General features: G+C 58.0%; 11 protein-coding genes. 4 read left to right on the top strand and 7 right to left on the bottom strand.

The features are described 5' to 3' along the window. From EJA70_RS27940 to EJA70_RS27960, 5 genes are all read right to left on the bottom strand, one after another. Positions 1-463, bottom strand: a 463-nt coding sequence (locus tag EJA70_RS27940; RefSeq protein ID WP_256677754.1) for an ABC transporter substrate-binding protein, incomplete at its 3' end; no start/stop codon positions are given. Between the two features lie 77 nt (positions 464-540). Then, on the bottom strand, positions 541-1917 hold the full coding sequence (locus EJA70_RS27945; protein ID WP_008085277.1) for an OprD family porin: 1377 nt from the start codon (positions 1915-1917) through the stop codon (positions 541-543). Positions 1918-2091: 174 nt separating this feature from the next. Then, a complete protein-coding gene (locus EJA70_RS27950) occupies positions 2092-3690 on the bottom strand; it encodes an ABC transporter substrate-binding protein (protein WP_008085279.1) in 1599 nt (532 codons plus the stop codon). A 301-nt stretch (positions 3691-3991) separates the two neighbouring features. Further along, positions 3992-5617: an ABC transporter substrate-binding protein gene (locus EJA70_RS27955; RefSeq protein WP_008085281.1), complete on the bottom strand. Its 1626-nt coding sequence runs from the start codon at positions 5615-5617 to the stop codon at positions 3992-3994. A 260-nt stretch (positions 5618-5877) separates the two neighbouring features. After that, on the bottom strand, positions 5878-7479 hold the full coding sequence (locus EJA70_RS27960; protein ID WP_158835398.1) for an ABC transporter substrate-binding protein: 1602 nt from the start codon (positions 7477-7479) through the stop codon (positions 5878-5880). 1016 nt (positions 7480-8495) lie between these two features. On the opposite strand from EJA70_RS27960, the gene EJA70_RS27965 reads away from it, so the two are divergent. Next, positions 8496-8858, top strand: coding sequence for a DUF6124 family protein (locus EJA70_RS27965; RefSeq protein ID WP_158835401.1), 363 nt, complete (start codon positions 8496-8498; stop codon positions 8856-8858). Between the two features lie 196 nt (positions 8859-9054). Here the strand turns inward: EJA70_RS27965 and EJA70_RS27970 are convergent, their stop codons facing one another. Next, positions 9055-9768 carry an SIMPL domain-containing protein gene (locus EJA70_RS27970; RefSeq protein ID WP_158835403.1) on the bottom strand — a complete coding sequence of 238 codons (714 nt, stop codon included), beginning with the start codon at positions 9766-9768 and terminating at the stop codon, positions 9055-9057. 424 nt (positions 9769-10192) lie between these two features. Here EJA70_RS27970 and EJA70_RS27975 point away from each other — a divergent pair, with 424 nt between their 5' ends. Next, positions 10193-11455 (top strand): ATP-binding protein, encoded by a 1263-nt coding sequence (locus EJA70_RS27975; RefSeq protein WP_008086607.1) that lies wholly within the window; start codon positions 10193-10195, stop codon positions 11453-11455. Then, positions 11448-12008, top strand: coding sequence for a response regulator transcription factor (locus EJA70_RS27980; RefSeq protein ID WP_003221630.1), 561 nt, complete (start codon positions 11448-11450; stop codon positions 12006-12008). The genes EJA70_RS27975 and EJA70_RS27980 overlap by 8 nt, the downstream gene beginning before the upstream one ends. A gap of 71 nt (positions 12009-12079) precedes the next feature. Here the strand turns inward: EJA70_RS27980 and EJA70_RS27985 are convergent, their stop codons facing one another. Further along, positions 12080-12406, bottom strand: a complete 327-nt coding sequence (locus EJA70_RS27985; protein ID WP_158835406.1) for a hypothetical protein — start codon at positions 12404-12406, stop codon at positions 12080-12082. A 271-nt stretch (positions 12407-12677) separates the two neighbouring features. Here EJA70_RS27985 and EJA70_RS27990 point away from each other — a divergent pair, with 271 nt between their 5' ends. Beyond that, positions 12678-14405 carry an ABC transporter ATP-binding protein/permease gene (locus tag EJA70_RS27990; RefSeq protein ID WP_158835410.1) on the top strand — a complete coding sequence of 576 codons (1728 nt, stop codon included), beginning with the start codon at positions 12678-12680 and terminating at the stop codon, positions 14403-14405. Positions 14406-14480: the final 75 nt, after the last annotated feature.

The raw sequence follows: 14480 nt of genomic DNA on the forward strand, positions 1-14480 counted from the left end.
CGTCGACTTTTTCGACGCTTTTGAGCAGTTCCTTGAAGCCCATGCTTTCAAAGTACGGGAAGCCTACGCTCGACAGTTTGTGCCACGGGTGATTCGGGTCCAGCTGACGCTGGAAGCTCCAGACCACGTCGTCGGCGTTCATGTCGCGGGTCGGCTTGAAATATTCGGTGGTGTGAAACTTGACACCTTTGCGCAGGTGGAACGTGTAGGTCAGGCCGTCTTCACTGATGTCCCAGGTGTCTGCCAGCGCCGGTACGATCTCCGTGGTGCCGGGCTTGAAGTCGACCAGACGATTGAAGATGGTTTCGGCCACCGCATCGGCAGTGACTGCAGTTGTGTACTGGACCATATCGAAGCCTTCCGGGCTGGCTTCGGTGCAGACCACCAAGGGTTTGGCCGAGACGCCCAGGGCGGCACTCAGCAAGGCGGCAGCGATGGCCGCACGTAGGGGAAGCATTTTCATCGATAACCCTCTGCAATCGGTTGAAGACAAAAAACCGCACGGCCGACTCTTCATGAGTCAGCCGACGGTTGGCGTTTTTACAGGATGTTGAACGGGATAGTGGTCACGAGACGGAACTCGTTGATGCTGCCGTCAGCCTGGTTTTCGCTGGCGCGGTGGGTGGTGTAGGTCGCGCGGATAGTGGTGGCCTTGAGCGGGCCGCTCTGCACGGCGTACGAAGAGCCGATGCCGTATTCGTAATGGTGTTCGCCGTCCATGCTGCGCACGTCATAAGCGGTACCGACGTAGTGAGTACCGTCGATGCCCCAGCCGCGAGCGCTGTAGGCGTTGAACTTCAGGCCCGGAATGCCGTACTCGGCCATGTTGATGCCGTAGGCGATCTGGAAGGATTTCTCGTTCGGTCCGTTGAAGTCCGACAGCAGGGAGTTGGCCAGGTAGATGCCGTTGGTTTCGTGCAGGTAGTCGAAGTACTCGTTACCGTTCACTTCCTGGTACGAGAAGGTCAGGGTGTGTGCCTGGTGAGTCAGACCGAACGACAGCGAGTAGGTGTCGTTGTCGATCTCACCCATCAACTTTTTGCCTTCGTCGACGGTCTTGTAGTAGTTCAGGCCGGTGGTCAGGCTCAGTACCGAGCTGTCACCCAGTTCGTGGGTGGCGCCGAAGTAGTACTGGTTCCAGAAATCTTCAGCCTGGGTCGCGTAGAGGCTGGTTTTCAGGCTCTTGAGCGGCTGATAGTTCACGCCTGCGGTGTTGACGTGGTCGGTTTCGACACCGGTGTTGCTGTATTCGGTGCGGAATTTCGACAGGCTCTGCTCGGTACGTGGCGACACGCGGTCGAAGGTGGCGAGGTCGAATGACAGGTTGTCGAATTCTTCACTGTGGATCGCCACACCCTCGAAACTCGAAGGCAGCGGACGGTTGCCGATGACGTCGACGATCGGGCTGCTGAAGTTCATGCGGCCGGCGGTCAGGGTGGTGTTGGAGATACGCGCCTTGACGTTGGCCAGACCCAGTTTGCTCCATTGATCGACGGCGTCGCCGTTGGAGTGGGCGAGGGTGCGGTTGGAGCCGCCCTTGATGTCTTCGCGGCTGCGATCCAGTGCGATGGCGTTGTAAGCCGCGACTTCGGTGCTGATCCCCACGGTGCCTTGGGTGAAGCCCGAGGTGTAGTTGAGTATGGTGCCCTGAACCCAGTTGATCCGGCGCGAGCCGGTCAGGGTTTCGCCGTGGCGTTCATAGCTGAAAGTGCCGCCGCGCTGTTTGTCTTCGTTGGCGTACCAGTTACGGGTCGAACCCGACAGGCTCTGGCCATCGATGAAACCCTTGGCTTCGGACTGGGCGCTGGTGCTGGCCAGTTGCGTCGGAATGAAGTCCTGGCTGACGCTTTCAGCATGGGCCCCGGCGGTGATGCTGCTGATGGCCAGGGCCAGTATCGCAGTGTTGCTCAGTTTCATGGGTGAAGCTCCTTTACTTTCTTTTTATGCCGGCTTTTTTGGGTTGGCCGGTTATTGGTTTAGAACTCATTCACACATCGCAAACGTTTGCAGAAGGCCGGATGGGCGAATTTCGGCAAAGCGCTTGCGTGAGGGGGTAGACAGCCCCCTCTGCGTTGCGGCTAATCGGTTGGTTTAATCGATACTGACACCCGAGAAAACGTTGCGACCGAACGGGCTGACTTTGAACCCTTCGATTTTCGTGCTCAGCGGCTGGTTGACCGTCGAGTGAGCGACAGGCGTGATCGGCACTTGCTGTTTAAGCAATTGCTGGGCCTGTTTATAGAGCACGGTGCGCTGGTCACGGTCGGTAACGACCTTGGCCTCTTTGATCAGCTTGTCGTAAGCCGGATCGCACCACATGGAATAGTTGTTGCCGCCAATGGCGTCGCAGCTGTACAGCGTGCCCAGCCAATTGTCCGGATCACCATTGTCACCGGTCCAGCCGATCAGGCTGATGTCGTGCTCGCCATTCTTGGTGCGCTTGATGTACTCGCCCCATTCATAGCTGACGATCTTCACTTTCAGACCGATCTTGGCCCAGTCCGCCTGAAGCATTTCGGCCATCAACTTGGCGTTCGGGTTATACGGACGCTGCACCGGCATCGCCCACAGGGTGATTTCCGTGCCTTCCTTGACGCCCGCAGCCTTGAGCAGCTCTTTGGCTTTTTCCGGGTTGTAGGCGGCGTCTTTGATGGTGTCGTCGTAGGACCACTGGGTCGGTGGCATGGCGTTGACGGCCAGTTGACCGGCGCCTTGATAAACCGCGTTGAGAATCCCCTGTTTATTCACCGCCATGTCCAGCGCCTGGCGCACTTCGAGCTGGTCGAAAGGTTTGTGCCGGACGTTGTAGGCGATGTAGCCGAGGTTGAAACCCGGCTTGGAGATCAGTTGCAGTTTTGGATCGTTCTTCAACGCTTCAACATCGGCGGGGCGCGGATGCAGAGTGATCTGGCACTCGCCGGCCTTGAGCTTCTGCACGCGCACCGAAGCGTCGGTGTTGATGGCGAAGATCAGGTTGTCGAGTTTGACCCGGCTCGGGTCCCAGTACTGCTTGTTGCCGGTGAAGCGGATGTTCGAGTCTTTCTGATAACTCTTGAACACGAACGGCCCGGTGCCGATCGGCTTCTGGTTGATGTCGCTCGGTTTGCCATCGGCCAGCAGTTTGTCGGCGTATTCGGCGGACAGAACGGCGGCGAAGCTCATGGCGAGGTTCTGGATGAACGCGGCATCGACGCTGTTGAGCGTGAACTCCACGGTCAGCGGCCCGGTCTTTTCGACCTTGGCGATGTTCTTGTTCAGGCTCATCCCGTTGAAATACGGGAACTCGGTGGGATAGGCCTTGCGGAATGGCTGCTGTGGATCAAGCATGCGATTAAACGTGAACAACACGTCGTCCGCGTTGAAGTCGCGGGTCGGCTTGAAGTACGGCGTTGTATGAAATTTCACACCTTCACGCAGGTGAAAGGTGTACTTGAGACCGTCCTCGGAAATGTCCCACTTGGTTGCCAGACCCGGGACGACATTGGTTGCGCCTTTTTCGAACTCGACCAGACGGTTGTAGATCGGTTCGGCGGCGTCGTTGTCGGTCGCGGTGGTGTATTGCGCGGTATCAAAACCCGCCGGGCTGCCTTCGGAACAGAACACCAGGCTTTTGCTGGCGGCGAAACTGGCGGACGAGACGGCCAACAGACCGGCGCCCAGCAATGCGGAAAAAACCAAGGTATGGCGCATGACGCTCCCTCTTTTTTTTAGTGTTGTGCAATGCGCCGCGTCTCGTCCTGAAACGTTGTGGTCGCATTGAGCTCAATCCAATACGTACAGCAAACCGTTGGCCCACGCAGGCACTGGTCAGAACCCGACGGTAGGGGCCGCGGGACTGGCAGTAAATGCGTAAAAGCCTGAAAACCTCGTAGGAAAAGTCGACGCGCCTAGACCGTTGCAGTCACCCGCAGTGGAATTGGCTGTAAGAAAATTCCTAACTTCCCGGCAGGTAAAACAGCGGCGACGTCATGAACGTCGCCGCTGTGATGCCTTATTTGCTGACGCTGACGCCGTAGAAGGAGTTCAAGCCGAATGGGCTGATCTTGAAATCCTGCACGTTGGCGCGCATGGGTTGGTACACCGTCGAGTGAGCGATAGGTGTCATCGGGACTGCATCTTTGAGGACGTGTTGTGCCTCTTTGTACAGTTCGGTGCGCTTGCCTTGGTCGGTTGTGCGCTTGGCTTCTTTGACGAGGCCGTCGAACTTCTTGTCGCACCACTTGGAGAAGTTGTTGCCGCTGAGCGAGTCGCAGCCGAACAGCACGTTCAGCCAGTTGTCCGGATCACCATTGTCACCGCTCCAGCCAATGAGCATGGCCTGGTTCTCGCCACCTTTGGAGCGCTTGATGTACTCGCCCCACTCGTAGCTGGTGATCTTCACTTTCAAGCCGATCTTGGCCCAGTCGGACTGGAGCATTTCGGCCATCAGTTTGGCGTTCGGGTTGTATGGACGCTGAACCGGCATCGCCCACAGAACGATCTCGGTACCTTCCTTGACGCCAGCTTCCTTGAGCAGCTGCTTGGCTTTCTCAGGGTCGTACTTGGCATCTTTGATGGTGGTGTCGTAAGACCACTGGGTTGGCGGCATGGCGTTGACGGCCAGTTGGCCCGCGCCCTGGTAAACCGAATCGATGATCTGTGGCTTGTTCACGGCCATGTCCAGCGCCTGACGTACGCGAAGGTCAGCCAGCGGGTTTGGCTCGTTGCTGTCCTTGACCTTGTCCATCACGTTGTAGGCGATGTAGCCGAGGTTGAAGCCAGCCTGATCAGGCATCTTCAGGGACTTGTCTTCTTTCAGCGCTTTGAGGTCGGCCGGACGCGGGAACAGGGTGACCTGGCACTCGTTCTTTTTCAGCTTCTGAATACGTACCGACGGGTCGGTGGTGATGGCGAAGATCAGGTTGTCGATCTTCACGTCATCCGGCTTCCAGTAATCCTTGTTGCCGGTGTAACGGATGTTGGAGTCTTTCTGGTAGCTCTTGAACACGAACGGACCAGTGCCGATCGGCTTCTGGTTGATGTCGGCAGCTTTGCCTTCCTTGAGCAGCTGGGCCGCGTACTCGGCGGACTGCACGGAAGCGAAGCTCATGGCCATGTTCTGGATGAACGCGGCGTCGACTTCTTTCAGGGTGAACTTGACGGTGTGGTCGTCGACTTTATCGATCTTGGTGATGTTGGTGTCCATCCCCATGTCGGTGAAGTACGGGAATTCGGTCGGGTACGCCTTACGGAACGGGTCATCCTTGTTAATCATGCGATTGAAGGTGAACAGCACGTCGTCGGCGTTGAACTCACGAGTCGGCTTGAAATACGGGGTAGTGTGGAACTTGACGCCTTCGCGCAGGTGGAAGGTGTACGTCAGGCCATCATCGGAAATGTCCCACTTGGTCGCCAGACCAGGAATCACGGCGGTGCCGCCGCGCTCAAACTGGGTCAGACGGTTGAACATGGTTTCAGCTGAGGCGTCGAAGTCGGTTCCGGTGGTGTACTGGCCCGGGTCGAAACCGGCCGGGCTGCCTTCGGAGCAGAACACCAGGTTAGTCGCAGCGGATGCGAAAGGTGCGGAGGCTAACAAGCCTGCGCCGACTAGAAACGGAATGACCGCGTGTTTAAGCATGTTGGCCTCATGATTTGTTGTCATTTTTTAGTTGTGAGGTACGACCTCGTGAGTCGTGCCTGCGGATACTTATGCAGGGGCCATACCCATTGCAAGATCCAGAGTGTGAGCGAGCGTTAAACGGTGGCACGTACGTACCTTAATGTCGCATCTGTATAACTTTTGACGCATTTGACCGTTTGCGCGTGGTTTTTACGGTGCAAACGAAGCCCCAAAACGGTGCGCCGGTCACGTTGTGCGCGCCGCGTTGGGGCTTGGTGTTACTTATTTATACCCACACCGTAGAAGGGGGTTAGACCGAACGGGCTGATCCGGAAGTCAGTAACTTCCTTGCGCAGTGGCTGGAACACCGTGGAGTTGGCGATCGGGGTGATCGGCACCTGCTGTTTAAGAATCAACTGGGCCTGTTGATACAGTTTTACCCGCTGCGTCTTGTCGGTGGAGACTTTGGCCTGCTGCACCAGCTTGTCGTAGGCCGGGTCGCACCATTTGGCGTAGTTGCTGCCTTTCACCGCCGCGCAGCTGTAGAGCACGCCGAGCCAGTCGTCGGGGTCACCGTTGTCACCGGTCCAACCATAGATCATCGCGTCGTGTTCGCCATTTTTTGCACGCTTGATGTACTCGCCCCATTCATAGCTGACGATGTTGGCCTTGATACCGATTTTCTCCCAGTCCTGCTGGATCATCTGCGCTGACATCCGCGCATTCGGGTTCGAGGCGCGCTGCACCGTCATTGCCCAGAGGTTGATGGTTGTACCCGGTGCAACCCCTGCTTCTTTAAGTAGCACCCGCGCTTTGACTGGATCGTAAGGGGCGTCCTTGATATTCGGGTCATATGACCATTGCGCCGGCGGCAACGCGTTTTGCGCCAGCTGGCCGGCACTCTGGTAGACGGCTTTGATGATCGCCGGTTTGTCGATGGCCATGTCCAGCGCCTGCCGCACTTTGAGCTGGTCGAGGGGGGCGTGGGTGGTGTTGTAGGCGAGGAAGCCGAGGTTGAATCCAGCTTGCTTGAGCACGCGCAGGTTCGGGTCTTTTTCCATCACTTCGATGTCGGCCGGGCGTGGATAGCCGCTGACCTGGCATTCGCCGGCCTTGAGTTTTTGCAGGCGTACGGCGGCGTCCGGGGTGATCGAGAAGATCAGGTTGTCGATCTTCACGTCTTCGGGTTTCCAGTAGGCCTGGTTGGCGGTGTAGCGGATTTGTGAATCCTTCTGGTAGCGCTTGAACACGAACGGGCCGGTGCCGATGGGTTTCTGGTTGAGGTCGGCGGCTTTGCCTTCCTTCAGCAGTTGGGCGGCGTATTCGGCCGATTGCACCGAGGCGAAGCTCATGGCGAGGTTTTGCACGAACGCGGCGTCGACGTTGTTGAGGTTGAAGCGCACGGTCTGGTCATCGAGTTTTTCGACCGATTTGATTGTGGTGTTCAGGCCCATGTCGGTGAAGTACGGGGATTCGGCCGGGTAGGCCTTGCGGAAGGCGTTGTCCGGGTCGAGCAGGCGCTGGAAGGTGAAGAGGACGTCGTCGGCGTTGAAGTCGCGGGTGGGTTTGAAGTAGTCGGTGGTGTGGAATTTTACGTTTTGGCGCAGGTGGAAGGTGTATTGCAGGCCGTCCGGGGAGACGTCCCATTTTGTTGCCAGGCCGGGTTCGATGTCGGTGCCGCCGCGCTGGAATTGGGTGAGGCGGTTGAAGACGGTTTCGGCGGAGGCATCGAAGTCGGTGCCGCTGGTGTATTGGCTGGGGTCGAAGCCGGCCGGGCTGGCTTCGGAGCAGTAGACCAGGGTTGTGGCGGCGTTTGCCAGCGGGGCGGTTGTGGCCAGGGCCAGGGAGATCAGGAGCGGTTTTAGGGTGGATCTTGGCATGGAGTCCCCGGGGAGATTGGAGGTGGTGGTTTTTTTAGGGTAGCGGGGATTTGAGGGGCTTCGGAAATATCGTTTTTCCTGTTGGAGTGTCTATCTCGGTATATGTAGGGGCTTTTTCGGGTACATATCCGTTGCTGCGGTAACGGCCGCTTAGGGTTCCGCCCTTACGGCGGGTCACTTTTTCCAGACGCCCGGAATGCCGGCCCAGAAAAAAGTAACCAAAAAGGCTTGCTCCTACGTGCGGCCCGCTCGCTAAAGCTCGGGGTTCCTTCGCTCCGGGATCGATCCGGGGGGCAGCGCCTACGGTTTGCTTCGCTGCACCTCCTCTCGCTGTGTTTGGCTGCGCCAAACGGTCGCTGCGCTCCCGCCCCCGGATCAATCCCTCCACTCAGCCTTCCGACGTCGCCTGTGGATCAAGATCAAGAGCTGCAGCCGAGCTTGCGCTCATCCTGCGAGTGGTGCGGCTGCGCCGCGAGTTTCATGTAGGAGCTGCCGCAGGCTGCGATCTTTTGATTTTGCTTTTGTAGGAGCAAAGCTTGCTCGCGAAGACGGTCTGACAGCCAACCCAATATTGGCACTTACCTCTGTAGGAGCTGCCGCAGGCTGCGATCTTTTGATTTTGCTTCTGGTGTTGAATGATCAACGTCAAAAGATCGCAGCCTTCGGCAGCTCCTACAGGGGTGGGGTGTTTAAAAGTGTTGTGAAATTGGGGAACCTTCCCACAAGGTTTTCAGGTTGTCCGTCGGACGTGGGCTCTCTAGGCTCTGGGTGTCGCTGAATGATCAGCGGACGGGTGTGAGAACCCGGGAAAAATTAGTGATTCGGTTCCCGTATCCGCATAATTGCCGCCAGCTTATTCGCTGTCTGCAAATGCGCTATGGCGGCTGTGTGCGGGCAGACTTCGGTCTGGCCGGTTTCCTATTTTTCCGGTTTCTCACCCCGCACATAGCTGCCACCCACTTCGCCGCGTGAGAAACGGCAAGGGATGGCCCTCATTTGCAAAAATAGGGTTTCCAATGAATAAGCCAGTTCCCGATCCACCCCTCGAATCCACAACCCCGCTCGAAGACGCCATCCGCGCCGACGATCAGATCAAAAACCGCGAAGCGATAAAACGCGCCCTCGACTTCTACCTCAGCCCCGAACCCAGTAAACCGCGTCTGCCCAGCACGATGTTCCTTGTCCATCCGAACATCGACACGGAAAGTCTGCTTGCGCATGCCTGCGAATCACTCGCTTCGGCGAATGTCATGGCAGGCGATTTCGCTGATCAGCTCGGCCGCCCGCAACGCAGCACGGCGCTGGCGATTCAGCAGATTGTGATGCTGGCGGAGCTTGCCGTGAACCGGGCGCTGGATCGGGTGGATCCGCAGACCTGATTGGTCGGGATACCTCGTTATCGTTCATCGCGGGCAAGCCCGCTCCCACAGGGTTGTATGCAATTTTCAAAACACTACAGAACCTGTGGGAGCTGGCTTGCCAGCGATGGCGGCAAATCATTCCCCCCAAAATTCGGGCACAAAAAAACCGGCGACCATTCACTGATCGCCGGTCTTTCATTCAGCCCACATCAAATCACTGCATCAACACTTCAATCGAGCCATCAGCCGTCATGCTCACCTGGCTGGTGCCCGCTTCGACTTCCGGCGTCACTGGCGCCGAATCCATCGCCGCCGCTTTCATCATCGGTGCGCGCAGGTACGGTTGTGGGTAACCGTTGCTGTTGAGGTTCAGGTTGACGATTTTGTAGCCCTTGCCGCCCAGGGCGTCGGTGGCCAGTTGGGCGCGGGCCTTGAAGGCGCTGACAGCTTCTTTCAGCAGTTGGTCTTCACTGGTTTTGCGGGTCGCGTCGGCGATGGCGAAGTCCATGCCACCCATTTTCAGGTCACCCAACAGTTCGCCAGTGAGTTTGGACAGGGCGGCGAAGTCGGAGCTTTCCAGGCGCAATTCGGCGCGCTCGCGCCAGCCGGTGATCTTCTGGCCCTTGGTGTCGTAGATCGGGTAGCTGTTGCGGCTGCCCTGGCGCAGGGTGATGTCTTTGACTTGCTTGGCCTGGGCCAGGGCCTTGTTCATGGTGGTGCTGACGTCGGCGGCGAGTTTGGCCGGGTCGGTGTTTTGTTCTTCGGTGTAGAGGGTGACGATCATCTGGTCGCGGGCGACTTCCGTGCTGACTTCGGCGCGCAGGGAGATCTGATTGTAGTGCAGCTCATCGGCGGCCAGCGCCGGAAGGCTGGCGACGCTGCCGACGGTCAGGGCGAGAAGGGCGGCGCTGCGGCGAAATGTGTGCATGAAAGCTCCTTGATGAGGGCGCAGGTGATGGTTCGGGGGCCTGCGTGAAACCATCAGACTCTAGCTTTTATGATCCGGTTCGCCCAGTTACAACTTCTATACAGATACCCCGGCTCACCGCTGATCCCAAGTCGAGAAAGTTTTTGTGGCGAGGGGATTTATCCCCGTTCGGCTGCGCAGCAGTCGCAAATCCGGCTGACGCGGTATGTCTGGTTAAATGAGGTCGCATGATTTGGGGCGGCTCCGCCACCCAGCGGGGATAAATCCCCTCGCCACAATTGATCTCCGGTAGCCCCGGAATTTTTTTCAACTCAGATGAAATCTCCATCGTCGCCATGTGGTCGTTTGCCGCACTTTCGCCTCTGAAGGGCGCGGCTTGGTTATACTCCGTGCGATCCGCCTGGAGCGCTCATCAGGAGAGCTCATGCTCGCCCCCGTACAACTGACTTCCGCCACTCGCCAGAACCTCTGGCGGCTGACTTTCATCCGCACGCTGGTGCTCGCCGCGCAGGCAGGTTCCGTAGGCCTGGCCTACTGGCTGCAGCTGTTGCCGTTGCCGTGGGTGCAACTGGCGATGACCCTTGGCTGTTCGATTCTGCTCTGTGTGTTCACTGCCGTGCGCTTGCGCACCTCGTGGCCGGTGACCGAGCTTGAATACGCCCTGCAACTGGCCTGCGACCTGGTGATCCACAGTGCGCTGCTGTATTTCTCCGGCGGCTCGACCAACCCATTCGTTTCCTATTATCTGGTGCCGCTGACCATCGCCGCCGTGACGCTGCCGTGGCGTTATTCGGTGATCCTGTCGGGCATCGCGCTGGCGCTGTACACGGTGATGCTGACGCGTTTCTATCCGTTGGAAACCTTGCCGGTGGCCCGCGAGAACCTGCAGATCTACGGCATGTGGCTGAGCTTTGCGCTGGCCGCTGCGGTGATCACGTTCTTCGCCGCGCGCATGGCCGAAGAGCTGCGCCGTCAGGAAGAGTTACGCGCGATCCGCCGCGAAGAAGGTCTGCGCGATCAGCAATTGCTGGCCGTCGCCACCCAGGCTGCTGGCGCTGCGCATGAACTCGGTACACCGCTGGCGACCATGAGCGTGTTGCTCAAGGAGATGCAGCAGGATCATCCCGACCCGCTGTTGCAGGACGATCTGAAGGTGCTGCAGGACCAGGTCAAACTGTGCAAGGAAACCTTGCAGCAATTGGTCCGCGCCGCCGAAGCCAATCGACGTCTGGCCGTCGAGATGCAGGACGTCACCGACTGGCTCGATGAAGCACTCAACCGCTGGCACTTGATGCGCCCGGAAGCCAGTTATCGCTTCCACCGTCTCGGCCAAGGCACTGTGCCGCGCATGGCGCCGCCGCCGGATCTGACTCAGGCGCTGTTGAATCTGCTCAACAACGCCGCCGATGCCTGCCCGGAAAATCTCAAAGTGACCCTGGACTGGGACGCGGAAACCGTGACCATCAGTATTCGTGACCACGGTGCCGGTGTGCCGCTGGCCATCGCCGAGCAGATCGGCAAACCATTTTTTACCACCAAGGGCAAAGGTTTCGGCCTGGGCCTGTTTTTGAGCAAGGCCAGCGTGACACGCGCCGGCGGCTCAGTGAAACTCTATAGTCATGAGGAAGGCGGCACGCTCACCGAGCTGCGCCTGCCCCATGGCGCCCGAGGAGACCAACATGAGTGACGAAATCCAAGTCGAAGGCGAAGAACTGCCGCATTTGCTGCTGGTCGACGACGACGCAACGTTCACCCGAGTGATGGCGCGCGCCATGGCTCGTCGTGGCTTTCGCGTCAGCACCGCAGGTTCGGCCGAAGAAGGCCTGACCATCGCCCAGGCCGATCTGCCTGATTACGCTGCGCTCGACCTGAAAATGGACGGCGACTCCGGTCTGGTGCTGCTGCCCAAGCTGCTGGAGCTGGACCCGGAAATGCGCGTGGTGATCCTCACCGGTTATTCGAGCATTGCCACCGCCGTCGAGGCGATCAAGCGCGGTGCCTGCAACTACCTGTGCAAACCAGCCGACGCCGACGACGTACTGGCCGCGCTGCTCTCCGAGCACGCTGACCTGGACAGTCTGGTGCCGGAAAACCCGATGTCGGTCGATCGCCTGCAGTGGGAGCACATTCAGCGCGTACTCACCGAACACGAAGGCAACATCTCCGCCACTGCCCGCGCCCTGGGCATGCACCGCCGTACCCTGCAGCGCAAACTGCAGAAGCGCCCGGTTCGTCGCTGAGAGATTTTTGGCAAGATCGAGTAGGACTGAATAAATAGGCGCTACCCGACAGCTCGGGTAGCGCCCTGGATTCAACTTACAACGGTAAAGAACGTTTTTGGCGAAGTGAGATCGGTGTCGTGCAGAGTCGCGTTGCATTGCGCGTAGAGATCCAGCCCTAACCAACTTTCCACGGTCGGCTTTGAAACTGTGAGAATGAACTCATTCGGTTTACCGGGTTTCTGTTCGATTTTGGGTTCGGAGGCCTCACCAATCCAGGCATTTCCGATGTGAACTTCGGGATTGTCGGACCAGAATCTGAACTTGGCTCCCGATGCGCCGAGCTTACTGATAGACAGTTTGCCATTCTCAATGGATTCGCTGGCTGGAGCATTGAGTGGATTTTTTGTCTCAGTCATGATCAATTCCTTTCGATGTCAGGGGGGCTGCTCTGTTCTCCTGATCACAGCGAAGTCGCTCGCAGGAGGCTAATGCAGTTGATCAGCCAGAATCTCCCCACTCTACTGTCAACTCTGACAGTCGTGACGAACGGTATGGGCATTGTCTGCACGGCCAAAACTCCTCCGATTCTGAACATTCCCTGAATGAGCCTGTCCCACCCTCGCGATAAAACGCACCGATCTACTATGATCGGTGCGTGTCTGTTCTTTTCTATATCGAGCCTTATCCATGAATCAGAACGCTGAATATTCCGCGGTCAACGATGTTGTGCGCGGGCAGTTTTTTCGCAAGGTGTGGGCGATCATCACGCCGTACTGGCGCAGTGAAGAGAAGGGCAAGGCCTGGACGCTGCTGATTGCGGTGATCGCACTCTCGCTGCTGAGCGTGGGCATCTCGGTGTGGTTCAACACCTGGTACAAGGATTTCTACAACGCACTGCAAAAGAAGGATGAGGCGGCGTTCTGGCGTTTGATTCTGTATTTTTGCGGCATTGCGGCCGTGGCGATTGTTGGTGCCGTGTACAGGCTGTATCTGACCCAGATGCTGACGATTCGCTGGCGGGCGTGGCTCACTGAAAAGCATTTTTCCCGTTGGCTTGCCGACAAGAATTACTACCAGCTGGAGCAGGGCGGTTACACCGATAACCCGGACCAGCGGATTTCCGAAGACCTCAACAAATTCACCGCCACCACCTTGAGCCTGGGTATTGGCTTGCTGAGCAATGTCGTCAGTCTGGTGTCTTTTTCGATCATCCTCTGGGGCGTATCGGGCAGCATCGAGGTGTTCGGGGTAACGATTCCCGGCTACATGTTCTGGTGTGTGCTGATTTATGCAGGGGTGGGTAGTTGGCTGACGCATTTGATCGGTCGGCGCCTGATCGGCCTGAACAACAGACAACAACGTTTCGAAGCTGACCTGCGTTTCTCCATGGTGCGAATTCGTGAGAATGCCGAGAGCATCGCGTTGTACAACGGCGAGCCGAACGAGAACCGCCGCCTGAGCAGCCGTTTCGGTCTGGTCTGGCACAACTTCTGGGACATCATGAAAGTGTCCAAGCGACTGACCTTCTTTACCGCCGGCTACAGCCAGGCAGCCGTGATCTTCCCGTTTATCGTTGCGGCACCGCGGTACTTCACCGGCAAGATCGAACTCGGTGAACTGATGCAGATCAGCTCCGCATTCGGCAACGTTCAGGAGAGTTTCAGCTGGTTCATCAGCGCCTATCAAGAGCTGGCCTCGTGGCGCGCCACCTGCGATCGTCTGCTGAGTTTCCGTCAGGCGATGACCGACAACGAGCAGCGCGTGCCGGCCATCGATGTGCAGAATCAGGGCAGTGAATTGAAGGTGCACAACCTTGGCCTCGACCTGGCCGACGGCCGTCATCTGTTGACCAGCGCCGACATGACCGTCGAGCCGGGTGAGCGTGTCATGCTCAGTGGTCGTTCCGGCAGTGGCAAGTCAACCCTGCTGCGGGCGATGGGACATCTATGGCCAGCGGGGCACGGCAATATTCGTTTGCCGGCGGCGCGTTATCTGTTTCTGCCGCAAAAACCGTATCTGCCTATCGGCACGTTGCGCGAGGCGTTGAGTTATCCACAACCCGGCGATACCTATGCACCGGAGCGTTATGCCCAGGTGCTGGAAATCTGCCGTCTGCCGCATCTGGTCAAGCGTCTGGATGAAGCCAATCACTGGCAGCGCATGCTCTCGCCGGGTGAGCAACAGCGCTTGGCTTTCGCCCGCGCCATGCTTTATGCGCCGCAATGGCTATACATGGACGAAGCCACGTCGGCGATGGATGAGGAAGACGAGGCGACCCTGTATCAGGCGCTGATCGATCAGTTGCCGGGCCTGAGCATTGTCAGCGTAGGCCATCGCAGCAGTTTGAAACGATTTCATCCAAGGCATGTCCGTATCGAGAACGGCCACTTGATAGAGCAAACCGTGACCGCCTGACGCCATGGATCCCTTGTAGGAGCTGCCGAAGGCTGCGATCTTTTGATTCTAAAAGGTCAAGATCAAAAGATCGCA

The sequence above is a fragment of the Pseudomonas sp. PB103 genome, from assembly GCF_009764635.1.
Lineage (GTDB): Bacteria > Pseudomonadota > Gammaproteobacteria > Pseudomonadales > Pseudomonadaceae > Aquipseudomonas.

Bases quoted from the DNA above. Each gene is read 5' to 3' on its own strand.
- EJA70_RS27945 (WP_008085277.1), bottom strand. From the start codon at position 1,917: ATGAAACTGAGCAACACTGCGATACTGGCCCTGGCCATCAGCAGCATC.
- EJA70_RS27950 (WP_008085279.1), bottom strand. From the start codon at position 3,690: ATGCGCCATACCTTGGTTTTTTCCGCATTGCTGGGCGCCGGTCTGTTG.
- EJA70_RS27955 (WP_008085281.1), bottom strand. From the start codon at position 5,617: ATGCTTAAACACGCGGTCATTCCGTTTCTAGTCGGCGCAGGCTTGTTA.
- EJA70_RS27960 (WP_158835398.1), bottom strand. From the start codon at position 7,479: ATGCCAAGATCCACCCTAAAACCGCTCCTGATCTCCCTGGCCCTGGCC.
- EJA70_RS27965 (WP_158835401.1), top strand. From the start codon at position 8,496: ATGAATAAGCCAGTTCCCGATCCACCCCTCGAATCCACAACCCCGCTC.
- EJA70_RS27970 (WP_158835403.1), bottom strand. From the start codon at position 9,768: ATGCACACATTTCGCCGCAGCGCCGCCCTTCTCGCCCTGACCGTCGGC.
- EJA70_RS27975 (WP_008086607.1), top strand. From the start codon at position 10,193: ATGCTCGCCCCCGTACAACTGACTTCCGCCACTCGCCAGAACCTCTGG.
- EJA70_RS27980 (WP_003221630.1), top strand. From the start codon at position 11,448: ATGAGTGACGAAATCCAAGTCGAAGGCGAAGAACTGCCGCATTTGCTG.
- EJA70_RS27985 (WP_158835406.1), bottom strand. From the start codon at position 12,406: ATGACTGAGACAAAAAATCCACTCAATGCTCCAGCCAGCGAATCCATT.
- EJA70_RS27990 (WP_158835410.1), top strand. From the start codon at position 12,678: ATGAATCAGAACGCTGAATATTCCGCGGTCAACGATGTTGTGCGCGGG.